Here is a 26,020-nt window from a genome sequence, read left to right on the forward strand (position 1 = left end):
CATCGCCAGCCCGCAAGCTCGATGGCTTTATTTTATAGCATGGGGTTTTCCTCAAGATACTGATAAACATTTCCCACTAATTCTTCAGGACTATCAGCAGTTACAGGTTCCCCATTGACAATTGCGACTAAAAACTGAGAACATAGCCCGCAAAAGCTTGTACAGCCATATTCTATAACATCTAAATCGGGATCTTTATCAAGCTCTTCCTTCGCTTTCTGCGAACCGCTCACTATATTATTGATACAAAATTCAATAGTTGGATTCAACAAATTATCTCTACCTTCTTCCCTAACCAAACCCATGGTCCTTTATGTGGATTCCTGCCTGTTGCATGCCAGAAGCAATGTACACAAACGTCCATCCTCATTAAATATTAATCTTACCATAGGGCAGTCTATCCTAACAATTGTTGTTAGATAGGTACACTTTATCTACCTTCACTGAATTCCGTTTGCCTCCAGAACCTGAAATACTTTTTTCAAACGGGGATTTCCTTCATCCACCACTTCCCCGTTTATCAGCACAACAGGGTAAAAAAATTCTTCGTCTCGTACCCGCTTGGAAAATGCCTCCTGCTCTTCCTTGTCAGAAGGCTGGAAAATGTCTATATATTCGTATTCAATGGAAGCATCCTGGTATTTCCGCGCAATGGCTGCTTGCAACCATTCGTAAGTTTCTCTTGAACCTGGTGCGTTAACACAGCTGGCGCAAATCTGATTCGCTCCATACACGGTTAACTTAACAGATTGATCACTCAATTGCTGCCCCTCCTTTTGTACTTTTGCCATTTTATAAATACTTTTTTATAAGAAATTTCCCCATAATATTTGGTGTACCTTTATTATGTGCCATCATTCTTTCGTGGAGGCTCACCAGGAAGTCTGCGAAATGCGCAGTTAATTGGATTCACTCTCTTCTAAAAACAATCAATAAACATGCAAGAAAGCCTCTTACAAAACATATGACACTATCCTTCATTGCCATTATACATAATTTCAACAGTTTATTTTACAAATTCAACTTTAAATAATAAAATAAGAATAAGCACCTAATTGAGAATCAAAATCATTAATGATAGATTTTTTACGAAAAACCCTCTATAATAAAGTATGTAATCAGGAAAGGAGAAGATGGATGATGCAAGAACAAGTACAAGAAGTTTTGAACAAATTACGTCCATTTTTATTGCGTGATGGCGGGGATGTTGAATTGGTAGATGTAGATGAAGGCATTGTACGTCTTCGCCTAATGGGAGCATGCGGAAATTGTCCAAGTTCGACAATTACGCTTAAAGCAGGAATCGAACGGGCTCTCATGGCCGAAGTACCAGGTGTAACAGAAATCGAACAAGTATTTTAAATCTTCTACAAAATGAGAATGCAAAATAAATACTTCTTAGATAAAAACGAAGGCAGCTGACCTGTGAAGCATCAGTACCTTCGTTTTTTTATTGGTTTAATTTATCCCTAGACCATAACCAATCATGCTCGCGAGCTCACTGACACAGGCCTTATGACCGAGCCCCGGCTGAATATAAATAAAACTCCGCTATGCGCGGCAACGTCGAACCACCCCCTTTGCGGGGGCGCAGTTTATACGTCGCTGTTCAAGGCGTTTTCGCTTTTCTTTGTCTAGCTACAACGCCTAGCGACTAGTAAACTTCCTTTGCCTTTGTGCGATAAGTCAACATCGTCGCTTTCGCTCCGTGTTTCCTTTATCTCCGACGGCGCAGTCCAGTTTATACGTCGCTGTTCAAGGCGTTTTCGCTTTTCTTTGTCTAGCTACAACGCCTAGCGACTAGTAAACTTCCTTTGCCTTTGTGCGATAAGTCAACATCGTCGCTTTCGCTCCGTGTTTCCTTTATCTCCGACGGCGCAGTCCAGTTTATACGTCGCTGTTCAAGGCGTTTTCGCTTTTCTTACCTCCATGCCGTTGTTGTCTACTTGGAGTTTTATCCATTGGCAGGTTGGGAAGTTGTTTTGCCATTCGGCTATTTTGGATTCTGGGCAGTCTTTTTCTGCCAAGGCTATCACAGTAGGGCCAGCACCGCTTATGAACAAGCCATAAACCTTTTCTTGCAAGTTAGATTGTAGTTGTTCAAAATGCGGAACAAGCTTTTTTCGGTAAGGCTGATGGAATAAATCCTTCTTCATCAAGCTGCCGAGCAGCGGCCAATTTTGCTGGCAAATAGCTGCCACACTGACATTTGCTATACTGCTGGCATGGACACTTGACTGAAATGAGAGCTCTTGGGGCAATACTTCCCGCGCAGCTTTTGTTTTTAGTTCATATTCAGGAATGATGGCAATTAGTGATACATTTTCAAAGGGAAGCTGGACACAATTTACTTCTTCTTGATAATGCCCAATCACACAACCTCCCAAAAGGGAAGGGGCGACGTTATCCGGATGGCCTTCAATAGCTGTAGCAATCGCCAGTTTGTCTTCTGTTTCCAACTGCAAATCAAGCAGCTGGCTTGCCAGTTCTATCCCCGCCAGAGTGGCAGTCGCACTGCTGCCAAGACCTCTGGCAAGCGGGATATCACTCTTAATTTTCACTTGACATGGAGGTAATTGCGCAACACCATATTTCTTGGCTACCTTTTCGGCAATCTGGTAGATAAAATTGTCTTTCCCTGAAGGAAGACCCTGCAACGTCTCCGTTATGGCGATAAATTCCCATACATCCGACCTTTTTGCCTCCAACTCCAAATACAAATTCAATGCCAAACCGATCGAATCAAAGCCTGCCCCTAAATTAGAGGTGCTGCACGGAATTTTGACAGCGAAATTCATACGAGGACACGGCCTCTGATTTCCTCGGCGATTTTTTCCTGATCATTTGGCAGCACTTTTGGTTTGATGGTGCTATAATCAATCGCGGTATTTGGATCTTTCAAGCCATTTCCAGTCAAAACCGTAACAATAGTCGACCCCTTTTCCAGCTGGTTTTGCCTGTCGGCTTTGAACAAGCCGGCCACCGAAGCACAGGATGCAGGCTCAGCAAAAATCCCTTCATTGGCTGCAAGCCATTGATAAGCGGCAATCATTTCTTCGTCTGTTACTTCATCAATTGCGCCATTGGACTCATCACGTGCTTGGACAGCCCCTTTCCAACTTGCAGGATTACCGATTCTGATTGCGGTTCCTACAGTTTCCGGCTTCTCGAATACACGATCATGGACGATAGCTGCTGCTCCACTTGCCTCATACCCCATCATTTTTGGAAGACCGGATTGATGTCTTTCGTTATATTCTTTGAACCCTTTCCAGTAAGCCGTGATATTTCCTGCATTTCCTACTGGAATAAATAAGTAATCTGGAGCTTTACCAAGGGCTTCACACACTTCAAAGGCTGCAGTTTTCTGCCCTTCTATCCGATAAGGGTTGACCGAATTCACCAGCGTGACATTTTGTTCTTTGCTTATTTGCCTGACCGCTTGCAGTGCATCATCAAAATTTCCTTCAATTGAAAATACTTCCGCTCCATACATGACAGCCTGTGCAAGCTTGCCCTGTGCGATTTTCCCCTCCGGGATTACGACAATACATTTTAAGCCAGCTCTCGCGGCAAAAGCTGCAGCCGAAGCGCTTGTATTTCCGGTCGATGCGCAAATGACCGCATTCGCCCCTTCTTCCATTGCTTTTGCTATAGCCAACACCATTCCCCGATCCTTAAAGGAACCGGTAGGATTCGCTCCTTCCACTTTGGCAAACACTTGAATAGAAAGCTTTTCCGATAATTTTTCCAGCTTGATCAGCGGTGTATTCCCCTCCTGCAGGCTCACTTTGGGTGTGTTTGTACTTACCGGCAAATAATCCTTGTATTGCTTTAACAATCCCTGCCAAGCCATGTTCATTCCTCCCCATCTACTCGATAATAACTAATAATCCGTTTAACAACTTCCAGACTGTTCAGGCTGTCTATACTGTTCATCAATTGTTGCTTGCTTGTATGATGGGTGACCATCACAATTTCTGCGGTGTTATCAGCACTCCCTGGAAGCTGTAGTATTTTGGCAAAACTAATATTCTGATCAGTAAATACATTGGTCAATGCCTGGAATGTCCCTGCCTGATCATCTGCCTCCAGCCTCACAAAATAGCGGGAATGTTTTTCGGAATCGTTCTTCAACTTCGTTCTGAATTGTGGTGTAATATAGGAATTGCCACTAATGCCAAGCCGAATATTTTTTACAGCCTCCATTAAATCGGAAACCACGGATGTAGCAGTCGGCATACTGCCCGCACCTGGACCATAAAACATGGTTTCTCCGACTGCTTCTCCATGTACATAAACCGCATTGTATTCATTCTTTACCAGTGCCAATGGATGGTCCTGCGGCAACAATGTCGGTTCGACACTTATTTCTACCTTCCCTTCCTCCATAGAAGCAATCCCGATAAGCTTCACAACATAGCCCAGTCGTTTGGCAAACACGATATCTTCTTGAGAAATGGAAGTAATTCCAGCTACAGCGACATCTTCTAAATGAATGTCCATCTTAAAAGCCAAATTCGCCAAGAGTGTCATTTTACGTGCGGCATCCAGCCCCCCTACGTCCGCTGCAGGATCGGATTCAGCATATCCAAGTTCCTGCGCTTCTTGGAGGACATCGGTAAATGTCCGCTGTTCGTCGGTCATCTTGGTTAAAATATAATTGGTAGTGCCATTGACGATTCCCATCATTTTTTGAATCCGATCAGAAGCGAGTCCGTCTGTCAACGAACGAAGAATCGGAATGCCTCCTGCCACGCTTGCCTCATAGAAAATATCACAATCATTTGCTTTCGCTATTTTATGGAGTTTTTGGCCATAAACAGCCATCAAGTCTTTGTTGGCTGTAATAATATGCTTTTTATGATGCAATGCCTTTTCAAGCAGATCGTAAGTCGAATCAATTCCTCCCATGACCTCAATAATAATATTGATTTCCTGGTCACGGATCAAATCGTCTGGTTCTGTCGTTAAAACATCAGCATTCACTTCGATATCTCTCGCCTTTTCAAGCGTATGTACTAGAATTTTTTTAACTTCCAGTTCACAACCGAGCTTATACTTAATTTCTTCCTGATGGTTCTGCAGAATTTTGATGACCCCTGTGCCGACTGTGCCGAGGCCGAAAAGACCAATGGTGATTTTCCTCTTCATTTCTCCGCCTCCTCGTGTATGTTATAAATACACATCTGTTTATCTATAGAGGACATTATACCTGTCTGCATCTTGTTTAGCAAGGAGGATTTTGAATGTTGTGAAAATAATCACTTCTCCTGCAGAAACCGGAAAAGTCAAGCTTCCTCTGTCAGATCACCAATGTTTTCGCTTTCTTTCCACTTAGTACCAATGCGATATTTTCCAAGCAAAGCTCGATCATTCTGTTTCTGGTTTCGATCGTTGCCGAACCAATATGTGGGAGACAAGTTACCTGCTGCAATGCCAACAAAGGATGGCTGGAATCAATCGGTTCGTCTTCAAAAACATCCAGGCCAGCCCCAGCTATTTCTTCGTTGATCAATGCGTGATATAATGCTTTTTCATCGACATTTTTTCCGCGGGAAGCATTGATAAAGAACGCACTCTTTTTCATTCTGGAAAATGCCTCCTTGTCAAACATATGCTTGGTCTCTTCTGTTAAAGGTGCCAAACACACCACATAATCTGCCTGCTCTAAAAGGGATTCAAACTCAGCATAATGGACCCCAAGAGATTCTTCTGCCTGTAAGTGCCGACTGCGATTATGGTAGAGGACATCCATAGAAAAACCCCGGGCTCTCCGGGCCAACGCTTCTCCGATTCTTCCCATGCCGACTATTCCCAAAGTTTTATGGTGTACATCTTTCCCAGCCATTAAGAAAGGTGCCCAATTATTCCATGACCCCTGCTCAATGAAGCGAGCAGCTTCCACAATTCTTCGTGCAGTTGCCATCAGCAAGGCGAAGGTTAAATCTGCTGTCGTCTCCGTCAATACATCCGGGGTATTACTGACTGTGATTCCCCTATCTTTGGCAGCAGAAAGATCGATATTGTCGTAACCGACAGCGAGATTTGCGATAATTTTCAAGTTCTCAGCCTGCTCAAGCAGTGAACGGTCGATTTGATCGGAAAGCATGGTGAGTATGGCATCAGCATGTTTCGTTTCCCTTTCCAATGCCTCTCGATTGATCGGTTTCTCCTCATACAGCCACATTTGGATATCAAATTGACGCCGGAACGGTCTGATTATTTCTTCCGGAAGTTTCCGGGTCACATAAAGATACGGTTTTACCATATTGCTTACATCCTTTCTTACCAATCTAATACAGGGATATGCAAAGCTTCGGCATCAAGGCCCAAATCGGCAAAAAAAGTTCTCATTTTTTGCTCATATTCTGGTTGGTTTTCCAACAGCTCTACGTATCCCTTGAAAGTAAATTCGGGGTCCCGACTCGAAATTCCTGTTTCCAAATAATCGAATAAATGAATTGGTAACAACAATCGAGCGTAAACCAATCGCCAGCTAAAGATGGAAAGCGGCTTGATCGATTGGTATTCAGACAGAAACTGTTCTATCTCGGACAGTGCTGAATCGGGTTGTAAAAGCAGCCCCCGGATGTACTCGGCGATGTCTCTTGCAGCATGGTCATAAACGATTTCATCCGGCCAAATCATTTGTTTTTGTACTTGACCTGAATAACGTTGAAAAGTGAAACTTCCCCCATCCCCTTCGTCAAAACGCTGCTCGGACTCTGCCTCCTGCAAATATTGAAGGGCATTTTCCGTACACCCGCTTACATATGGGTATGTATCGATAAACAATCGTTGAAAACGGGACACCGGCCGTTCGTTATACTGCTGCTGGAACATGGAATCAAACAACGTAAGCTTGCTAATCCATAGCTGCTTCCATTGCCCGTAGGCAACCGCTTCAGACGGCTGGTATGGATAATTCCTACCCATTTGATGAAACGAAGCCAAATTTGCACCATGTCCTGTGTATTCCCGTTCTTCAGACAGGTTTGCATACATCACAACGTAAGGTTGACTTCCAAATTCGGTGAATAGATCACCCTGTTTGTTTACGATGGGAATAGCGAAACGAGTAAACCCATTTTGAAAAAAATACTCGCCAACTGCCTTTTGCTCGAAATATCGCTTATCACTCGCTGATTTTGGTATAATAAAGAAACAATCCTCATCCAGACGGTATCCTTTCATACCATCAATTGTCACCTCGCTGCCTTGAAAGCCGTCGATATATTCGGATAGAAGTTCCAGCATGGATCACTCTCTCCTTTTTGCTTTTAGTTCAGCTTATGAAGACTCGAAGGAAATTCGAACCTTGTTTTTTGATTTATCAATGCTGGCTTAGGGTATAGTAAGGAGTAGAAATAAACATAAGGTTAGGTGTCTTGCTATGGAGAATAATACAAAAAAATCTGCATTAGAACAAAAGGCAAGGTCGTGGCTCGTTGAACGTGGGGTAACCATGGATGACATTGCCGATCTTGTTTATTACTTACAAAATAAATACCATGAGAATCTTACATTGGAGCAATGTAAACATCATGTAGACCGTGTGCTGAGCAAACGGGAGATTCAAAATGCCATCCTGACAGGCATACAACTGGATGTCCTTGCCGAGCAGAAGAAATTGGAGGAACCGCTTCAGCATACAATCGAAATCGACGAAAGCTTGTATGGAGTGGATGAAATCATCGCTTTTTCCATTGTCAATGTGTATGGCTCCATCGGTTTTACGAACTATGGTTATATTGACAAACAAAAGCCAGGTATTTTAAAAAAATTGAATGATAAATCCACCGGCGAATGTCATACATTCCTGGATGACATCGTTGGCGCCATTGCTGCCGCTGCTTCAAGCAGGCTGGCGCATAGCGCGAATGATGAAAAAGATATCGATTAAAACTAAAAAGCCGTTTGAACACATTATTTCAAAAGCCAGACCTAACTTTACTTACCGGTCTGGCTTTTCTTTTGTTATAAAGTTACTAGCAATGATCACAACGTCGCACTTTATATCTTTTGAACCAAAACAACCGTCTATTAGTAAACAAGTCCTTATCAAACACCCAGCGTCCACCCTTGAGGGCTTTAATTCAAACCTAAAGTAACTTGTAAGCAAAATGCCAATCAGAATGGTCGGTAATCAAGTCGCTTGGGCTTTTCTTGATTTTCACAGCTTGTCCATCCAATCTTTTAACGTGTGCACCGTATAAGTCGGTTGTTCCGCATAATCCTTCAATTGTTCCTCGGTCGTCAACCCGGTGAAAACCATTAACGTGTCAAGGCCTGCATTCATTCCTGCCAAAATGTCCGTGTCATAATTGTCTCCAACCATCAACGTCTCATCACGAGAAGCGCCCAGCTCTTTTAATGCCTGGTCCATGATTCCGCTCTCGGGCTTTCCAATGACAAGCGGCAGTTTCCCGGTACTGGTGGAGACAACGGCGGTAATCGCTCCATTTCCGGGTACAAGGCCACGCTCTGTCGGAATGGCTATGTCCCCGTTGGTAGAAATGAACTGTGCACCATTGCGAACATTCAAGCAAGCTTTTGCCAGTTTTTCATAATTGATATGCCGGTCGATGCCGATAACCACGTAATCAGCATTTTCATCGGAAAGTGTGAATCCTTCCTGCTCTAGTGCCACCATCAAGCCCTCTTCTCCAATCGCAAAAACGGTGGCCTCAGGATTCTCCTGCCGGATATAGGCAGCAGTTGCCATGCTCGATGTAAAAACTTCCCTCTCTTCGGCAGCTATTCCCATACCATTCAATTTGTCTGCTATCTGCTGCTGGGTCAAGGAAGAATTATTCGTCAAAAATAAATGTGGAAGAGTTTTTTTCTTTAACTTTTCAATAAAATCCGGAGCATCTTCAATGCACTCCTTCCCTTTGTACATGGTGCCGTCCAAATCAACCAAATAAGCCTGATAGTTTTTCATGGTGGTGCTTCACCTGTCCTTCCTTTTGTCCATTTTCTTCCGCTACTGGCATAATGGAAAAAATTCCGCCAATTGGCAGGGATTTTAATAGAGCCGATAAATTAATTACCAGAAAATGTATTGGCCACACCCGTTTCATTATCAAGAAAATCATTGATTCTGGAACTGAACATCTCAATCGAAGCATAATTCGTTTTCATAACCCGTAAAATCTCCTCATGGTCGATGTTCAAGTAATCCTTTACCAGCATTTTTCTCAATTCAATCACTTGCTTATAGCCATCTGCTTCCTCTGCAGGCAGAACTGTTTCATCCACCAGGATATCGATGATATCGGAAAAACTACCTGGATCCCGCATAATAAATCCATCAATGACCATGTTACCAACATCGAGCATCGATTCAATTACCATGTGTGTCATTCTTTCAAGACTGAGTTTTTCCAAAAAAGAATCGTAAGAATGTTGATCAAATTCATTCATCAAACCATCCATATATAATAAATGACGTTCAATAATACTTCTATCTACGAAATACAATACTTTGTCCCTCCCGACAACTAATTTGTCCTTATCATACCATAACTATATCTATACAGGGAGTGGTTTAAAAGCAAAAGGAACTTTGCTATGATGTACACAGACAACGCTTTCTTATTAGGAGGAATAACATTGGCGGAAGAACGAATGATTATTAAAGATGAAATCCAGGAAGTAAAAACTCGTTTTATCAGTTTTAAATCAAACCACCAGCGGTTCGATCTAGCGCTTGTTCATTCTGATCAGTATCAGGGAAAAACAATGGTAATCGATTTAGGTGGAAACCGCTTTACTATCATGGATAAAGAAGACGCAGCCAAAGAAGGAAACCTTGAGCATGAGTTTCACCTCACAGAAGTCCGAGCAGAGGAACTGAGAAAATTTTTAGTCGAAGTGCTTGATTGAGGTATGCAGGAAGTTTCTGGAGTTATTCTTTTCGTATATTCATGTCTCTCTTCAGCCAAGCTACCTGTAGGGAGGTAATAGTATGAGGAAAAAAAACAAGCGAAAGAAGCAAAAATATTCGGATGTCTCTACAGTTGAAGACAGAAGAAACTTCTTGGCAGCAGAAGAAGTCCCTGAAGGTGCTTATGGATCACCTATCAACAAGTTCGAACCGGTGGAAAACAAAAGCACCCCTTGGCAAGAAGAACAGCGGTTTCATAGTGCGTTTAACTTCCCCGATAAAGATTTTCATGATGATTTGCCAAGACAAGTGGAACCTAAACATCCGCTTCATGATCATAAAGGTGACATAGAGCCGCAGGAAGAACAGGAATAGTTCTTTCTGCGGCTCTAATCTTGCATCTACTGGTCAATCCGCCTCATGACAAAATAGGCACAGCCAAAATTGCAATACTCATATAAATAATCATCAAGCGTACTTATTTTTGAATCAAAACCCGCTTTGGGATTTTGATTATCATAAAATCCTTTTAACCGGAGCTGTTCATAGCCCCAATCGCCGACAATAAAGTCATATTTGCTTAAAATATCACTGAAACGCTGTTTTACCGCTTCTTCCTGGAAGCCATCCTTCACATTCTCTATTATTTCGTAATTTTTGCCCTCGATTTCGATCATGACAACCACTCCTTATGCCTGATTCTAGTGTACCACATTTTTTCTTGTAGAAATACGTCTCCGTTTTTTCCCAGCATGAAACCGAAAGAAAATCACCAAACTAAATCAAGGGGAAACAACAAACAAAAGTCAGGAGGGTACTCATGTTGAATAAACAAAAAAGATTCCCATTGCTGTTGGTTGTCCTCCTCATGGCTTCCGGGTGTGCCACTGGAAACAGGGGGGCTGATCCAGAAGTGGACCGTTCCTTGGGTGGTGCGGAAACCAACAGTGAACAGGGAGCCGGCAATGTAGATGAAAATGACGTCACCTCGAAGCTAGGCTATGTGCGATATAAAAAAGATGAACTGAACAGTGACGAAGAAAGCAGACAAATGGTCAGCGTTGATCGAAATAAAATGGCCGATACCATTACCAGGATGATTCTTCGCTATGACGGTTTTGAAGAAGCCGCTACGCTTGTAACCGACGATGAAGTGCTGATTGCTTATCACAGACCGGAAAACATGGAACGGGAAAAAGCAGCATCCATAGCCAAAAAAACAGCCATGTCGTTAATGCCTAGATACTACGATATCGTTGTCTCTGACAAGGATGTATCCTTCCAAGAGATCCAAAGCCTGAAGAATTCGTCAACGCTCGATGACGACTACGAAAATACACTCCGCAGTATCATGGAAAGCATGAAGGAAGCACCACAAGGTGAAGGCTGGCCTGAAGCCGATGTAAAAGACCGCGATGATAATGCCATGACAGAATAAAACGATAACAGAAAGGGATGTTCCAACAATGGCTTTGGAGCATCCTTTGCTTTGTGAACCTCCCTGAGAATGTATAAGTTTCCAATTATCTTTCCGGATTACTCGCGCACACTAATACCAGAAAACTTTAAAACCAGGGGGGTGAATAACCTTGAAATCAAAAATCATTTGCTTTGCCGCACTGTCTCTTTTCTTTTTGTTCTTCTCCGCCTCTGTAACAGCTGAAGAAAACGCACCAGATGAAAAACAGGCAAAAACGGCGCTTTTCAAAAAGACACAGGCCATTACACACATCCCTTGGTATTACTTTGCTGCAATTGATCAATATGAGCATAATATTCAAAAAGAAGAAGATAACACGGAACAACTCATTTCGATCGACATCCCGAACGAACTTTGGTTCGGAGTCAGCAATCCTGGCTTGACTTCAGAAGAGATGATCATCGTATCCAACGGTTGGGGACGCGATGGGGATGGGGATGGATTGGCCGAAAAAAACAATGATGAAGATGTTTTGTATTCAATGGCCCATTGGATTAATCAATATGGAAACAATAAAGAGGATATTAAAATTGCCCTATGGAATTATTACCAACGGGAATTGACTGTTCAGACAATCATGAGCATAGCGAAGATATACGAAAAATTCGGCACCATCGCCTTGGATAAAACTGATTTCCCCCTCCCCTTACAGGCCAACTATAGCTACCGAAATACATGGGGAGACGCCCGCGGTTTCGGCGGCAGGAGAATTCATGAAGGAACCGACATATTTGCAGGCTACGGAGTGCCGGTAAAAGCAACCACCTATGGGGTTGTAGAAATGAAAGGCTGGAATAAATACGGAGGCTGGCGGATCGGAATCCGGGACATCCATAACCATTACCACTATTTCGCTCACCTGAACGGTTATGAAAAAGGAATAAATGTTGGTGATGTTGTAAAACCAGGAACCGTCATCGGCTCAGTGGGAGCAACGGGATATGGACCACCCGGTACTTCCGGAAAATTCCCTCCACACCTTCATTACGGAATGTACAAAGACAATGGTTATAGTGAATGGTCTTTCGATCCCTATCCCCATTTAAAAAAATGGGAACGAAACGCCCGAAATTAAGTTAAAGCATAGATAGGCTAAGCAATCTCCGAAAATGCTTCGAAATGGAGGTGCATTGCCACAAAGAGGGTTGCCTAAAGACCTTTAGGAGTAGATACTGAAAAGCCGGATAACCCCTTCCCTGAGTTTTATCGCTCAAAAAACATCGAAAATCCCCTCACCGTGTTGGTAAGGGGATTTATCATGAACTTATTTCGCTTTCGCTACTTTCCTTGCATAAAGTATACTGGATATCAATCCGCCCCAGATAACGACAGCACCAATAATCGCCATTGTTATAGCTCCTCCTGACATTATTGAGCCACCTCCTTGTCTTCCGATTCACTTGATGAGGTTTCTACTGCTCGATCGGGCCATTTCTTCAAGCTTAGCAAGGCACCGGCAAACATGGCACCAATAGCTACTACCCATCCATAATTAAACAAGAAATCAATCGGATATCCTTCATAAGCTTCTGTAACTTCTGTTTTTAAATTCTGCAGCATCATCCAGCCTAAAACGGCAGGTGTGATAATCCCGAGACATACTCTCCACCAAGCCCCTAGTGGGATATCGGAAACAGAATTGGCATGGTTTTGAAAATCTTTCAATGATTTTGCGAACCAGGCAATGGCCACTACCTCGAACAAACCAGCAAGGGCTACTCCATAGTTATTGATGAAATGGTCGACGGTATCAAGCAAATTCAATCCGTTCTGCGTCGCAAAGGCAAGCGAAAGAATCGCTGCAAGGCCTCCGCCAAATAAAACGGCTTTGCCTCGTGATACATTGAATTTCTCCTGGATACCAGCGATATACGTTTCCGAAATGGAAATCAAGGAAGATAGGCCCGCCAGTACAAGAGACGCGAAGAACAAAAATCCAAAAAATCCTGCTCCAGGCATTTGGCTGATGATTTCCGGAAACACCATAAAAGCAAGACCAACCCCTCCGGTTGCTACATCCGAAACTTCCTGTCCGGATTGGACAGCCATAAAGCCTAATGCGGCAAATACTCCGATACCAGCCAATAATTCAAAAGACGAGTTGGCGAAACCGGTAATAAACGCATTGTTGGTGATGTCGGACTTTTTCGGTAAATAAGAAGCATATGTGATCATGATTGCAAACGCGATGGACAAACTAAAGAAAATTTGGCCATAGGCTGCAACCCATACCTGGCCATCGGCAATTGCCGACCAATTTGGTTTGAAGAAAGCATCCAGTCCTTGCATCGCACCTTCCAAAGTCACTGCTCTGATAACGATGATCAAAAAGATAACAGCCAATGTCGGAATGAAGATTTTATTGGCCACCTCTATACCTTTTTTAACCCCTCTGCCTAGGAAAAATAAAGCAACAACCCACACAGCGATTAACGGCAATAATACGCTCGGTACCATGGCACCGAAACTGCCCGGATCACCTAGCTGCAAATAATCTCCAACAAAAAATCCTGTAGCATCTCCACCCCATTGTTGTCCGAAAGAAAAATAAGCATACATAATTGCCCAAGCAATGATAACCGGATAATAAGTAGAAATGACAAACGAAACAACTACCTGCCACCAGCCAATCCATTCCATGCCTTTACTGATTTTCCTATAGGAGCGCGGTGCAGAGCCCCGGAACTTATGGCCAATGGTGTATTCCAAAATTAAAAGTGGAATTCCGGCCGTCAACAGTGCAAATAAATATGGAAGGAAAAAAGCGCCCCCTCCGTTTTCATACGCTGTATAAGGAAATCGCCAAATATTCCCCAATCCAATAGCCGATCCCATGGCTGCCAGCAGGAAACCTAACCGTGTTCCCCATTGTGACCGATTCTCCATGTTTGAACCTCCCCTGTTTTTTTAAAAACATTCTCTTTCCATAATTAATGAATGTTTTAAATTTTTATTTTTTTCAGATATTTATGTTTGTATTATATATTAGACAAAACCAGAATGTCAAAGGAAGATTTAGGAGAATGGTTCTAGATCTTTTTTACTGGAAGAGTATTCCAATCATAGGAGGTAACTTTAGATTAGTACGAGGGCTCATCACCCAGACTTGTTAGAAGTGGATCTATAGCAGGATAGCGATGACCCTCTCTCAAAAAAGAAAACCGAACGAGTTCGCACGCTTACGATTGCGAATTATCGTTCGGTTTTCACTTTGTTCACTATGCTTTTTTCAGTATCATTTAGCGTTTATCTGTTTGAACCGCTTGTTCGATTGTTTTGGTTGTGAATATAAATTGCTGTTACCAAAACAAGTGCAAGGGTAAGCAATAACGCGATCCATGTCTGGCCAGTAACCCCAAGAACCAGATACCCGATTACCGATGCTATAGCCGCAATAAATGCATAGGGCAGCTGGGTCAGGACGTGATCAATATGATTGGAGCCAGCACCAGTCGAAGAAAGAATCGATGTATCGGAAATCGGTGAACAATGGTCGCCGAACACGGATCCGGCCAACACTGCAGCCATTGCCGGAAGAACGAGTTCGACATCAGTCAATGCTGCAATTTCTGCTGCAATCGGAAGCATGATGCCAAATGTTCCCCACGATGTCCCAGTAGCCAGAGCCATGAAACCAGCAACAATAAAAATCAGAAACGGAAGGAAAGCTGTATTCAAGGATGCTTGCTGAACGAGGTCTGCCAAGTACTCGCCGGTCGCCAGGCTATCTATAATCGAGCCGATCATCCAAGCCAAAACTAAAATATAGATGGCTGGAAGCATCGCTTTGATACCCTCCCAGCAAACAATCCCAATACCGGTTTTCGGAGAGTGCTGCATGCTGTACAGTACTGCTGCACCTACGGCTGCTATCACTCCTCCCCAAAACAGAGAAAGATTGACGTCTGTATTAGCGAAAACGTCCAACACATCAGCTTGTCCCTCCGTGTTATTTACCCCAGTTCCGACCATGAATACAACCGTAGCGACAACGAGTAAAAGAATCGGTATGATAAGATGGTGAATTTCCCCTCTTTCATTATCTACAAAACTTTTCTCCAAGTCGCCGGCTACCTCTCCTCGTTCAGGATCCGTCAGTTCTCCGGTTTCTATCGCCCGGTTTTCATGGGTTTTCATCAATCCGATATCTACCTTAAACAATGCCGTCAAGAACACCAGCAAAAGGGCCGCAAAGGCGTACATATTCAATGGGATCATTGCGACAAATGCTTGCAGAGGACCATACTGCGTCATTTCGTTGGCTGCTAATATACTGCCTAACGTACCGATAATATAAGCTCCCCAACTTGAAATCGGCGAGATTACCGTTATCGGAGCAGAAGTAGAGTCGATAAAATAAGCAAGCTTTGCACGGGAAATTCGATGACGATCTGTCAACGGACGGGCGATTTGACCGACAGCCAGACTGTTGAAGTAATCATCGATGAAAATGATGACCCCAAGTACAGCAGGCATCAACTGAGCACCTTTTCTTGTTTTTATTTTCCGGATTGCCCATTCTCCGAAGGCCCTGCTTCCACCTGAAGCGGTCAAAAAGGCTGTGACAATTCCTAACAATAGCAAGAATATCAATAAATATAAATTCCCGGTATTTAATGCGCCATCCGCATAAAAAATGGTTCGGAAAACAAGCCATATTTCTCCAGCGGTTTGCGGCAATGAAAAATCATGAAGCATGAAAGCTCCGATTAACACACCTGCCCCTAATGACAGCAGTACTTTTCTTGTGGCTAATACAAGCACAAGCATCAGCAGGGCAGGAATCAATGAATAAATTGTTCCTTCCATGTTGTACCTCCATTACTTTTTGGTGATGGAAATGAATGGATCGACATGCTGAAGAAAAAATGAGGAAAACCTGTCTGGTCATACGCAAGGTAAGTGAAGGCATCTGGGCAATTGGTATTGCCAATAAAGGAATCGGCCTGATGTGATCCCACTTCACCTTGCGTTATATAATTACTTTCAAACAAGAAATGTGTCTTTAAACAGAAAAAAGCAGTGATAGAAAATAACCTATCACTGCTTCTGTAAGCAATTCTGTTATCCTCCATTTCGATCAGTAGCCCTTCATGCTATTCTTTCCAGACATGACAGTATTATCCCTGTTCGACATAATACCAGTAATAAGGGGCTGACACTCCCTTATACTTCGGCAAACAGGCCTTTCACCAATCTTCCCAGTTATCATCCTCCAAAAGGATACTGATCCTGTCTGCACCTCTACCTCACCGATCTGATAAGGTCTCGCTATTCAATTCCTCGTATATTGTACCAGTGGCCGGCTTCTATTGCAAGGGTTCCATTGGAATCGAGAGTTGCGGCGATTCTCCGCCACCATTTCCATTGTAATAATATGGTACATCAAAGCTGACTACCCGATCATCGATCTTTATCTTTGAATTAATTTGTGTCGTTTTGGTTTGAAATGGAACAACCACTCGCAGGCTTACTTCCATTTCTACATACAAAGCGAAGTACACATTATTGATCCCCAGTTCTTCCCGCTCCATGATTGGTTCCGACTGGACATCACCAATCACTTCTATATTGACAGGAATATCAGGTCCCAGATTTGCCAATAAAGGGATGCCTAGCGCCTGGCCGACCGGGATTTGTATTAAGGTCGGTTCTTCTTTGACCGATTCGATTGAAGGCTTTTCTTCCGGTTCCAATTCCACATCAAGGGTACTTCCCGGATCAGGAACCTGTCCTTTTTCCAAGAGTTTTAAAAAATTTTGCACGCGATTGGTCGTATTCCGTACCACTCGATTGGTAACAACGGAATTCCAGCCTACCGATACGGCATTCCCTTCATTGTCGACCTTTTCCTGAATCAATTCATCGTATTCCAAATCATCGGCGATTTTTTTGCTAACTGCTTCGTTAATCGCCATTCTGGCATATTGCCGGGCCCTTGTTTCCGCAATATCCATCAGCGTAGGTTCAAGCCCGCGGTTGATGATCAAAATACTGACAAAGGAGGATATCGTAAAAAAGACAATTGTAACCACCAATACATGACGAAACGGAGGCGGTGTCATATGGCTCTTGAAGTTCCTATTTTTTTTCAATATAAATACCCCCTCAAAAAAACATATGCTTTTAAGCAGGAGGTTAGAATTTTTACTATATTAACTTTTTGCCAAGTCTGTCGCAAAACAGGAGGTGACCATCAGGTTCAAATGTTCCGCAAGATCTATTTCGTAAGGAACCGATACAGCATGACCGTCTTCCTCCAAGATGCGAATCACCGGGCGTTCACATAGCTGCTGATTTTGTTTTGCCACGATACCGGCTCTTCCATCGCTGAGTTCGACCATCAATCCAGTTGGATAAACGGCGATTGTCCGGCGGAAGGCCTCCACCAACTCACGATCGAACAAGTCTCCAGCACCAGCATATAATACTTCCAGCCCTTCATGCGGAAGCATCGCATCACGATATACTCTGTTGCTGGTAACGGCATCGAATACGTCCGCTATACCGATCAATTTAGCGTGTGGATGGATGTCTTTTTCCGTAAGACCGCGGGGATACCCCGATCCATTCAGTCTTTCGTGATGTTGAAAAGCGCAGTGTGCTGCAAGCAAAGGGATGTTGTGATTATTTCGTAAAAATTCGAAGCCAATATCTGTGTGCCCTTTTATGATTTCAAATTCCATTTCAGAAAGGCTACCTTGCTTTTGCAGAATTTCCTGTGGAATAAACATTTTGCCCACGTCATGAAGCATTGCCCCCAGTCCGATTTCCTCCATCTTCGAACGCGACATTCCAAGCTCCGTTGCCAAAGCCAGCGAATAGATTGTCACATTGAGTGAATGAGAAAACACATAGTTATCGGTCAGAAAAACATCTGACAAAATGGAAACCACCTGGTCCGCCTGTTGTATCTCATCCATAAGACTTCCAACCATATCAGCCATTTGTTTCCCCGTTTTTTCGAATACAAACGAATTTTTCCCGATGCCTTGGCTTTGAAAATCCGAAAAAGAATGCTTGATCGTTTGATAAGCTTCCATTCGCAGTTTTTCGGGAATCGGAGTCGAAATGTTGATATCCTCCGTTAAGGAATCTTTGATATGTACATAGGTTATGTTATATTTTTGCAGTCTTTTCAACATGCGTTGTGTCAGACTTACATCTTCTTGAATCAATATCTGTCCGTTTTCGTTATATATTGCTTTGGCAAGCTTCGTTCCGGGTTCAATTGATTTGGTTGCTGCAATTCTCATATCTATCTCCTAACCGCACCATTTTGAATGAAACAGCTGATCCCTTGTATAGACAACAAGAAAATCCTCTATTTAGAGTATAGAGGATTTATAGGAGAAATCAAACTAAATTTGTAGGAAATTGTCTAATTTTTTCAGTCGGCCGGTTCGGCAATTTTCAGTAAAGCTTCCTTCCCGGTCATCCCCACTTGCCAGCCTTTTTCCCTGGATGCATTCGTCACTTTCTCCAATGGAGCGTCAAGCAATTGGTCAATTGTCTTGACTCCTACTGCCCGGGCAGCTATCACTTTTCGATCTGCCAACTTTTCGCTTAACAAATCGACGTCCAGAGCGCCGCACATAATATATCCGGTATCATTCGAAACAATCAATAGATTGGTCTTCGGCAATTCCACACGAATCGCCGTAAAAGGAACATCTTCAATAAAAACAGGCTTAATGGAAATCATAAGATGCCACACTCCCTTCACCATACTATATGGATTTCAGGAGGATATGTGTCACTTGGAAGCCACTTTTTTCCTTAACGTATCGGCCAATAAGTCACGCAAAAATTCCGGCATGAAAAACTGCTTATTTTCCGCTTTTGCAATTCCCGGTAGCAATCGACCGAATGTAAACGTATCAGCGGTTGCCACTTTATACGGTTTATCCATATCCAGAGGACTGCCGTTCACTTCTACATAATCAACACGTTCTTGGCCATCTGCTAACTTACTGGTCGTCACAGAGGCACCTGCAAAGACCATCCGGCCGATTATTTCGCCACGAAAGCCAAAACCTTTCAATTTCAATTCCGTAAATTGCTTGGTAAAAGAAGCACGGATGACTTCAAGCAATTCATCTCCCTGTAGTGTGACGAGACACGGATTGATTGGATGTGGGCAAATCCGATGAATATCGCCGTACGTCACGTCCCCTTTTTCAAATCTATCCAGCAGAAGTCCGGCATTCAGCATCGCGCATTCTGCTCCCGTCCACTCCTTCAACGTTTCGACAAGTTGTTTCATAATAAATGTTTCCTTGAACCAACCAAATTCCAATGGTTTCTCCAGCGTGGTTACCGTTTCCCCCAATAAATCATTCGCCCGATTCTGATAAGCAATCAGCTTTTGCTCCGTCTCCTCGTCCTTTGGGAGATTATCGGTACTGCTCGCGTAGGCTTCTTTTCGAATCAGTTTCCGCTGTTCTTGGTCCCATGTCAAAATCACTTCCCCAACAAACTTTCCATGTTTCCCTGCTGCAGTAAGAAGTGTTTCATTTATATACTCGCCATCACGAAAAAGATGATGGGTATGTCCTCCGATAATAACATCAATCTGCGGATAACGTCTCGCTATTTCCTCATCATCTGTGATGCCAAGATGGGAAAGGAACACAATGATGTCTGCCTGTTCGGCCAATTCGGGAAGATATTTCTCCATAATCGAGAATGGATTGGCGACACTCCAGCCGAGCAGATTATAGAAATCATTAAAGGGAGCCGTCAGTCCGATGAAACCGATCCGGACCCCATTTTCCGTGGTGGCATAGGAGACTGGCTTCAACCAGTCTGGCTGAACCCCATCTATGCTGATCAGATTTGCACACAGTAATTGAAAATCTGCCTGATCATATAGATGAAATAAATCTTCATGATCAAGTGTGATGCCCTCGTTATTTCCCAAAGTGGCAAGATGATAACCTGCATCGTTCATTAGCTGTACATTGGCTTTTCCCTTCATTGCTTCTGCAATTGGATGGGATCGATCGACATGGTCGCCGATATCAATCAGCCAGTATGACTGGCCGTTACGTTCTCTCACTTCTTTTTCTTCATTGAAATGGCCAATGATTTGCGGCAAGTTCTCAAAGTGACTGTGTAAGTCGTTTGTATAATAAAGGAAAATTTTTTCTTCCATCTTAAAATCTCCTATCCAATACCTTGTAAAATTAATCGAAAACCGATTACCACCAACAATATTCTCAGTATCCATTCCACCGTTTTTCCTTTAAGCAATTGATTGACCTTTGCACCAAGTGTACCACCGATCCAGGCACCTGGTATAAACAACCACACATACTGCCAAGGTACATGTCCCAGCACAATATGAGTTGAAGAACTAATCAAGCTTAAGAATAATATCATGAACATGGATGTCGCCGTCGCTATATGCGGCGGGAAACCGAATAAAAGAATCATTGCCGGCACGATCAAAGAGCCGCCTCCAATCCCAAACATACCTGACAATATGCCTACCGCAAAAGCAATGGAAACAGCAGCTGCCAGGGAGTAGGTATAGGAAAACTTTTCCCCGTCGATAATAACCGTTCTGTCTACGCCTTTACTGTGGACTGGCTTACCAACAATAGGTTCTTTCTTTTTGATAAAAAACATAGCCGATAACACTATCATCAGTAGTCCTAAGTATAACGAAAAGGCATCTTCCGAGATAAACTGATTAAGCCATGAGCCAAGTACACCGCCTGGTATTGCTCCGGATAAGAAAATCCTCCCACTGCGATAATCGACTCTCCCCTTCTTCATATATGCTATGCTGGATGACAATCCTGTAAAAACCATTACCAGCAACGAAATGCCGACAATATTTTGCGGCGCTGCCCAGCTGAAACTATCTAACAGCTGACTGAGCAGCAAAAGGCTTGGAACAAGAATGATTCCTCCTCCCAACCCAGCAATACTCCCGACGAACGCTGTCAAAAACCCGATTAAAACACTTAAAACGTAAACCACAGTCTGATTCCCTTCTATCTGTTAAAGTTATGTATGATAATCCAGCAAGCTTGTCCATGTTTTGCATGCTATACCCTTATGTTTACCCGGTGTGGCTCGCCTGTAAAAGAGGAAAATAGTCATAGAAAGTCTTTAGTAGAAAATAGAACAACGTTAGTACCATAACACAGTCTTTTCTGTTTTGCTTTACTATGAAAAAAGGGCCCTATTCCAGGGCCCTTTTATTATTACATTAAATTTTTCAATTATCCAATAGAACCTTCCATTTCGAACTTGATCAGGCGGTTCATTTCCACTGCATATTCCATCGGCAGTTCTTTCGTAAATGGCTCGATGAAGCCCATGACGATCATTTCTGTCGCTTCTTCTTCAGAAATACCACGACTCATCAGATAGAACAACTGCTCTTCTGATACTTTGGAAACTTTCGCCTCGTGCTCCAACGAAATATTTTCATTCAAGATCTCGTTGTACGGGATGGTATCGGAAGTTGACTTATTGTCCATAATCAACGTATCACATTCAATATTGGCCCGGGCACCTTCTGCTTTCCGTCCAAATTGAACGATACCGCGATAGGTTACTTTACCGCCATGCTTGGAGATCGATTTTGAAACAATGGTGGACGACGTATTCGGAGCAAGGTGATGCATTTTTGCCCCGGCGTCCTGATGCTGGCCTTTCCCGGCCAACGCAATAGACAAGGTCATGCCACGGGCGCCTTGCCCTTTCAGGATGACTGCAGGATATTTCATCGTCAGCTTCGAACCAAGGTTTCCGTCAATCCATTCCATGGTAGCATTTTCGTCACAAATCGAACGCTTGGTAACCAGGTTATAAACGTTGTTCGCCCAGTTTTGAATGGTAGTGTAACGACAGTAAGCATCTTTCTTAACAAAGATTTCAACGACTGCACTATGCAGGGAATTCGTTGTATAAACAGGTGCTGTACAACCCTCTACGTAATGAACGGAAGCACCTTCATCTACAATGATCAGGGTTCTTTCGAATTGCCCCATGTTTTCCGAATTGATCCGGAAATATGCCTGAAGCGGTGTGTCCGTTTTTACGCCTTTTGGCACATAAATAAAGGAACCACCGGACCACACGGCAGAGTTAAGTGCCGCAAACTTGTTATCAGAAGGCGGAATAACTTTTCCGAAGTACTCCTTGAACAAGTCCTCGTTTTCTTTTAATGCGGTATCGGTGTCTTTAAAGACGATACCCATTTCTTCCAAGTCTTCCTGAAGACTATGATAAACAACTTCTGATTCGTACTGGGCAGAAACACCTGCGAGATACTTCTGTTCTGCTTCCGGAATTCCCAATTTATCGAAAGTATTTTTAATTTCCTCTGGTACTTCATCCCAGGAACGTTCGGATTTCTCAGAAGGCTTTACATAATACGTGATCTCATCGAAATCCAGTTCCGACAAATCGCCGCCCCATTGTGGCATTGGCTTTTTATAAAATTGCTCGAGAGCTTTCAGTCTGAAGTCGAGCATCCATTGTGGTTCGTCTTTTTGACGGGAAATTTCTTCAACGACCCGTTTTGTCAGGCCTCTTTCCGTGCGGAAAATCGAAATATCCTTGTCATGGAACCCATACTTGTAATCTTCAATTTCGGGCGCTTTTTTCGCCATGTCGAAAACCTCCTATTAGGTAATTATCTTCCAAAAGTTGTTTCTATTGCTCTTCGCCTACGCCCTTTTCCATTGCTTTCCACGCCAGAGTTGCGCATTTAATCCGGGCAGGAAACTTAGAAACACCCTGCAAAGCTTCGATATCACCTAAATCTATATCATCTTCTTCCACTTCTTTGCCTAACATCATATCCGAGAAAATTTTGGACATCTTCAAAGCGTCGTCTACTTTCTTGCCTTTTATAGCCTGCGTCATCATTGATGCGGATGAAAGACTGATCGAACATCCTTCCCCTTCGAACTTAGCATCTTCGACGATACCGTCGTTGACCTGGAGATGAATTTGAATCCTGTCCCCGCAGGTCGGATTGTTCATATCGATCGTCAAAGCATCGTCCGCCAATGTTCCACGATTGCGGGGGTTTTTATAGTGATCCATGATGACCTGCCTATATAACGTATCGAGATTATCAAAAGACATCTCCAAAATACTCCTTCGTTTTGTTTAGTCCTTCCACAAGACGATCGACGTCTTCTGGCGTATTGTATAAATAAAAGCTAGCTCGGGCTGTAGCTGTCACTTCCAGCCACTTCATCAGCGGCTGGGCGCAGTGATGCCCTGCTCTTACTGCAATTCCTTCGGCATCTAAAACGGTCGCCGTGTCGTGCGGATGGACATCCGTAAGATTGAAAGTAATCAACGCTGCCCGTTGTTCCGGTCCGTAAATAGTCAACCCGTCGAACGCCTTCATGCGGTCCATAGCATAAGCGATTAATTGTTCTTCATGGTCATGGATGTTATCCATGCCGATGTCTGTAAGAAAATCAATTGCAGCTCCCAGTCCGATTGCCCCTGCAATGATCGGCGTACCGCCTTCAAACTTCCAAGGAAGTTCTTTCCAAGTGGAATCATAAAGGTTGACGAAATCAATCATTTCTCCGCCAAATTCTACAGGTTCCATGTTCTCAAGCAGTTCTCTCTTGCCATATAAAACACCGATGCCTGTAGGTCCGCACATCTTATGGCCAGAAAAAGCATAGAAATCACAGTCCAAATCCTGTACGTCCACTTGCATATGCGGAACACTCTGGGCACCATCCACCATCATCACAGCACCATGCTGATGGGCGACAGCTGCTATCTCCTTGATGGGATTGATGGTTCCAAGGACATTGGATACATGCATAACAGCAACAATTTTTGTGTTGTCCGTAATCGTATCCTTCACGTCCTCCATCTCTATTGTACCATCCGGTCGCAAGGGCAAATATTTTAAGTTTGCCCCTGTGGCCTTTGCAGCCTGCTGCCATGGAATGATATTGCTATGATGCTCCATTGGCGTCACGACGATTTCATCGCCTTCCTTCAGGTTGGCCCGTGCATAACTGTATGCCACTGTGTTGATCGACGTGGTGGTACCGCGTGTGAAGATTACCTCTTTCGTACTAGAGGCGTTTATGAAGTTCCTTACTTTTTCCCGGGCGCCTTCATATTTATCCGTAGCCCTTGTTCCCAAGGTGTGGACCCCCCGGTGGACGTTGGAATTATCCTGCTTGTAGTAATCTTCCACAGCCTTGATGACAGAAACCGGTTTTTGGGAAGTCGCCGAAGAATCCAAATAAACCAATGGATGGCCATTTATCTCCTGATTCAAAATCGGGAACTGTTCCCTAATGGCTTTTACGTCCATTAATATACTTTCCTTTCAATTACCTCTGTCAACTGTTCTCTTACCGCTTTGATTGGAATCTGTGTAACCACCGGAGCAAGGAAACCATGGATAACCAGACGTTCTGCTTCCTGTTTAGAAATACCGCGGCTCATCAAGTAGTAAAGCTGGATCGGATCGACCCGGCCTACAGATGCAGCGTGACCAGCCGTAACATCATCTTCATCGATAAGAAGAATCGGGTTCGCATCGCCGCGGGCATCCTTACTAAGCATCAATACACGGGATTCCTGTTCAGCATTCGACTTAGAAGCACCATGCTCGATTTTCCCGATACCGTTGAAAACAGAGGTAGCACTGTCTTTCATAACCCCGTGCTGTAGAATGTAACCATCTGACTGAAGACCATGATTAACAATTTTCGCTGTGAAATTCTGCGATTGTTTACCGCGTCCGACAGTCACTGTCTTTGCGTTGGAAACGGAATTATCACCGATGAGATGCGTGATATTTTCCGATACAGTGTTGCCGTCATTCATTTGGCCGAGCGCCCATTCAATTACTGCATCTCGGTAAGCAACACCTCTCCGGTTGATATATGCTGTTGTACCCTGCGCAAAGTTATCAACCGCTCCGAAAGAAACCTTGGCATTATCATGAGCGATTACTTCCGCTACGATATTGGCTACTGCTTCCTCTTCTTGATTATGCGAAATATAATTTTCCACATAAGTAAGGGAACTGTTTGCTTCTGCTACGACAATGACATGATTGAAGGAAGCCGCTTCAGCATCCTCCTGCCAAAAAATCGATTGCAAAGGCGCTTCGACATGGACATTTTTCGGCACATAAACAAACACCCCACCGTTCATCAAGGCTGCATGCAGTGCTGTCATGCGGTTTTCGTCCACCCCAACAGCATCTTTCATGAAATAGCGCTGGACAAGTTCTCCATGTTCAGCCATTGCCGTATAGATATCGGTAAGGATAACGCCCTGTTCCTTAAGCTCTGAGGACAGGGAAGCATACGCTACCGACTGGTTGCGCTGAATGACCAGATTCTGGTCTGTGTTTTCCAAATCAAGGAACACTTTAATTTCTTGTGGAAGCTCCTCCAAAGACTGAATCGGCTCTCCAGCTGCCTCATGTTTGAAATTGGAGAAATTCCAATTCGTGATATTCGTTTTATCCGGTTTGGGCATTGGCAGCGCAGCAGCTTTTTCCAATGCTTGAAGGCGTAATGACTTCATCCATTCCGGTTCTTTATGCTTTTGTGAAAACTGGCTGATATATTCTTGATCGTATGGCAGTTTTGTTTCTACAGTCATGGTACCCCTCCTTCCTG

General features: G+C 43.5%; 28 protein-coding genes and 1 riboswitch. Of the genes, 6 read left to right on the plus strand and 22 right to left on the minus strand.

Annotation, left to right across the window (positions count from 1 at the left end; genetic code table 11):
* Positions 1–32: 32 nt before the first annotated feature.
* Complete coding sequence (locus tag ERJ70_RS13420; protein ID WP_209365337.1) at positions 33–272, minus strand: YuzB family protein; 240 nt, start codon at positions 270–272, stop codon at positions 33–35.
* Positions 273–440: 168 nt separating this feature from the next.
* Complete coding sequence (locus tag ERJ70_RS13425) at positions 441–761, minus strand: YuzD family protein (RefSeq protein ID WP_374099728.1); 321 nt, start codon at positions 759–761, stop codon at positions 441–443.
* Between the two features lie 379 nt (positions 762–1,140).
* On the opposite strand from ERJ70_RS13425, the gene ERJ70_RS13430 reads away from it, so the two are divergent.
* A complete protein-coding gene (locus ERJ70_RS13430) occupies positions 1,141–1,362 on the plus strand; it encodes a NifU family protein (RefSeq protein WP_026569583.1) in 222 nt (73 codons plus the stop codon).
* 539 nt (positions 1,363–1,901) lie between these two features.
* Here the strand turns inward: ERJ70_RS13430 and thrB are convergent.
* The 5 genes from thrB to ERJ70_RS13455 form a co-directional block, all read right to left on the minus strand.
* Positions 1,902–2,798, minus strand: a complete 897-nt coding sequence (gene thrB / locus ERJ70_RS13435; protein WP_209365339.1) for a homoserine kinase — start codon at positions 2,796–2,798, stop codon at positions 1,902–1,904.
* Complete coding sequence (gene thrC / locus ERJ70_RS13440; RefSeq protein ID WP_209365340.1) at positions 2,795–3,856, minus strand: threonine synthase; 1,062 nt, start codon at positions 3,854–3,856, stop codon at positions 2,795–2,797. The genes thrB and thrC overlap by 4 nt, the downstream gene beginning before the upstream one ends.
* A gap of 2 nt (positions 3,857–3,858) precedes the next feature.
* Positions 3,859–5,154, minus strand: coding sequence for a homoserine dehydrogenase (locus tag ERJ70_RS13445; RefSeq protein WP_209365341.1), 1,296 nt, complete (start codon positions 5,152–5,154; stop codon positions 3,859–3,861).
* A gap of 151 nt (positions 5,155–5,305) precedes the next feature.
* Entirely contained in the window at positions 5,306–6,271 is a 966-nt protein-coding gene (locus ERJ70_RS13450; protein WP_209365342.1) for a 2-hydroxyacid dehydrogenase, read from the minus strand.
* 17 nt (positions 6,272–6,288) lie between these two features.
* Entirely contained in the window at positions 6,289–7,260 is a 972-nt protein-coding gene (locus ERJ70_RS13455; protein ID WP_209365343.1) for a YutH/CotS family kinase-like spore coat protein, read from the minus strand.
* Positions 7,261–7,396: 136 nt separating this feature from the next.
* Here ERJ70_RS13455 and ERJ70_RS13460 point away from each other — a divergent pair, with 136 nt between their 5' ends.
* The gene (locus tag ERJ70_RS13460) at positions 7,397–7,906 is read left to right on the plus strand and encodes a phosphatidylglycerophosphatase A family protein (RefSeq protein ID WP_209365344.1); all 510 of its coding nucleotides are present in this window, start codon (positions 7,397–7,399) and stop codon (positions 7,904–7,906) included.
* A 270-nt stretch (positions 7,907–8,176) separates the two neighbouring features.
* On the opposite strand, the gene nucF is transcribed toward ERJ70_RS13460, so the two are convergent.
* Together nucF and ERJ70_RS13470 are read right to left on the minus strand one after the other, a co-directional pair.
* On the minus strand, positions 8,177–8,947 hold the full coding sequence (gene nucF, locus ERJ70_RS13465; protein WP_209365345.1) for a 5' nucleotidase NucF: 771 nt from the start codon (positions 8,945–8,947) through the stop codon (positions 8,177–8,179).
* 101 nt (positions 8,948–9,048) lie between these two features.
* On the minus strand, positions 9,049–9,486 hold the full coding sequence (locus ERJ70_RS13470) for a DUF86 domain-containing protein (RefSeq protein ID WP_074598377.1): 438 nt from the start codon (positions 9,484–9,486) through the stop codon (positions 9,049–9,051).
* 132 nt (positions 9,487–9,618) lie between these two features.
* Between ERJ70_RS13470 and ERJ70_RS13475 the strand changes: the two genes are divergently transcribed.
* Positions 9,619–9,891 carry a DUF3055 domain-containing protein gene (locus ERJ70_RS13475; RefSeq protein WP_245207961.1) on the plus strand — a complete coding sequence of 91 codons (273 nt, stop codon included), beginning with the start codon at positions 9,619–9,621 and terminating at the stop codon, positions 9,889–9,891.
* 82 nt (positions 9,892–9,973) lie between these two features.
* Positions 9,974–10,267 (plus strand): hypothetical protein, encoded by a 294-nt coding sequence (locus ERJ70_RS13480; protein ID WP_209365346.1) that lies wholly within the window; start codon positions 9,974–9,976, stop codon positions 10,265–10,267.
* A gap of 26 nt (positions 10,268–10,293) precedes the next feature.
* On the opposite strand, the gene ERJ70_RS13485 is transcribed toward ERJ70_RS13480, so the two are convergent.
* Entirely contained in the window at positions 10,294–10,569 is a 276-nt protein-coding gene (locus tag ERJ70_RS13485; RefSeq protein ID WP_209365347.1) for a YutD family protein, read from the minus strand.
* 143 nt (positions 10,570–10,712) lie between these two features.
* Here ERJ70_RS13485 and ERJ70_RS13490 point away from each other — a divergent pair, with 143 nt between their 5' ends.
* Together ERJ70_RS13490 and ERJ70_RS13495 are read left to right on the plus strand one after the other, a co-directional pair.
* Complete coding sequence (locus ERJ70_RS13490; RefSeq protein WP_209365348.1) at positions 10,713–11,330, plus strand: YhcN/YlaJ family sporulation lipoprotein; 618 nt, start codon at positions 10,713–10,715, stop codon at positions 11,328–11,330.
* Positions 11,331–11,481: 151 nt separating this feature from the next.
* Positions 11,482–12,447: a M23 family metallopeptidase gene (locus ERJ70_RS13495; protein ID WP_245207967.1), complete on the plus strand. Its 966-nt coding sequence runs from the start codon at positions 11,482–11,484 to the stop codon at positions 12,445–12,447.
* 189 nt (positions 12,448–12,636) lie between these two features.
* On the opposite strand, the gene ERJ70_RS13500 is transcribed toward ERJ70_RS13495, so the two are convergent.
* The 12 genes from ERJ70_RS13500 to sufD all read right to left on the minus strand — a co-directional run bounded on the left by ERJ70_RS13500 (position 12,637) and on the right by sufD (position 26,003).
* Positions 12,637–12,741 (minus strand): MetS family NSS transporter small subunit, encoded by a 105-nt coding sequence (locus ERJ70_RS13500; protein WP_209365349.1) that lies wholly within the window; start codon positions 12,739–12,741, stop codon positions 12,637–12,639.
* Positions 12,741–14,258: a sodium-dependent transporter gene (locus tag ERJ70_RS13505; RefSeq protein ID WP_209365350.1), complete on the minus strand. Its 1,518-nt coding sequence runs from the start codon at positions 14,256–14,258 to the stop codon at positions 12,741–12,743. The genes ERJ70_RS13500 and ERJ70_RS13505 overlap by 1 nt, the downstream gene beginning before the upstream one ends.
* A gap of 360 nt (positions 14,259–14,618) precedes the next feature.
* Positions 14,619–16,181, minus strand: coding sequence for a Na+/H+ antiporter NhaC family protein (locus ERJ70_RS13510; RefSeq protein WP_209365351.1), 1,563 nt, complete (start codon positions 16,179–16,181; stop codon positions 14,619–14,621).
* Positions 16,182–16,448: 267 nt separating this feature from the next.
* A riboswitch (Lysine riboswitch) is annotated at positions 16,449–16,627 on the minus strand.
* Between the two features lie 54 nt (positions 16,628–16,681).
* Complete coding sequence (yunB, locus tag ERJ70_RS13515) at positions 16,682–17,467, minus strand: sporulation protein YunB (protein WP_209365352.1); 786 nt, start codon at positions 17,465–17,467, stop codon at positions 16,682–16,684.
* A gap of 60 nt (positions 17,468–17,527) precedes the next feature.
* Positions 17,528–18,628: an HD-GYP domain-containing protein gene (locus tag ERJ70_RS13520; RefSeq protein ID WP_209365353.1), complete on the minus strand. Its 1,101-nt coding sequence runs from the start codon at positions 18,626–18,628 to the stop codon at positions 17,528–17,530.
* Positions 18,629–18,762: 134 nt separating this feature from the next.
* Complete coding sequence (locus ERJ70_RS13525) at positions 18,763–19,077, minus strand: YunC family protein (RefSeq protein WP_209365354.1); 315 nt, start codon at positions 19,075–19,077, stop codon at positions 18,763–18,765.
* 51 nt (positions 19,078–19,128) lie between these two features.
* Positions 19,129–20,529, minus strand: a complete 1,401-nt coding sequence (locus tag ERJ70_RS13530; RefSeq protein ID WP_209365355.1) for a bifunctional metallophosphatase/5'-nucleotidase — start codon at positions 20,527–20,529, stop codon at positions 19,129–19,131.
* 11 nt (positions 20,530–20,540) lie between these two features.
* A complete protein-coding gene (locus ERJ70_RS13535; RefSeq protein ID WP_209365356.1) occupies positions 20,541–21,362 on the minus strand; it encodes a sulfite exporter TauE/SafE family protein in 822 nt (273 codons plus the stop codon).
* 245 nt (positions 21,363–21,607) lie between these two features.
* Positions 21,608–23,005 carry a Fe-S cluster assembly protein SufB gene (sufB, locus tag ERJ70_RS13540; protein ID WP_026569563.1) on the minus strand — a complete coding sequence of 466 codons (1,398 nt, stop codon included), beginning with the start codon at positions 23,003–23,005 and terminating at the stop codon, positions 21,608–21,610.
* 43 nt (positions 23,006–23,048) lie between these two features.
* Entirely contained in the window at positions 23,049–23,486 is a 438-nt protein-coding gene (gene sufU / locus ERJ70_RS13545) for a Fe-S cluster assembly sulfur transfer protein SufU (RefSeq protein ID WP_209365357.1), read from the minus strand.
* Positions 23,476–24,696 carry a cysteine desulfurase gene (locus ERJ70_RS13550; protein ID WP_209365358.1) on the minus strand — a complete coding sequence of 407 codons (1,221 nt, stop codon included), beginning with the start codon at positions 24,694–24,696 and terminating at the stop codon, positions 23,476–23,478. The genes sufU and ERJ70_RS13550 overlap by 11 nt, the downstream gene beginning before the upstream one ends.
* Positions 24,696–26,003, minus strand: a complete 1,308-nt coding sequence (sufD, locus tag ERJ70_RS13555; protein WP_209365359.1) for a Fe-S cluster assembly protein SufD — start codon at positions 26,001–26,003, stop codon at positions 24,696–24,698. Before sufD ends, ERJ70_RS13550 begins: the two co-directional genes overlap by 1 nt.
* Positions 26,004–26,020: the final 17 nt, after the last annotated feature.

The sequence above is a fragment of the Sediminibacillus dalangtanensis genome, from assembly GCF_017792025.1.
Taxonomy (GTDB): domain Bacteria; phylum Bacillota; class Bacilli; order Bacillales; family Amphibacillaceae; genus Sediminibacillus; species Sediminibacillus dalangtanensis.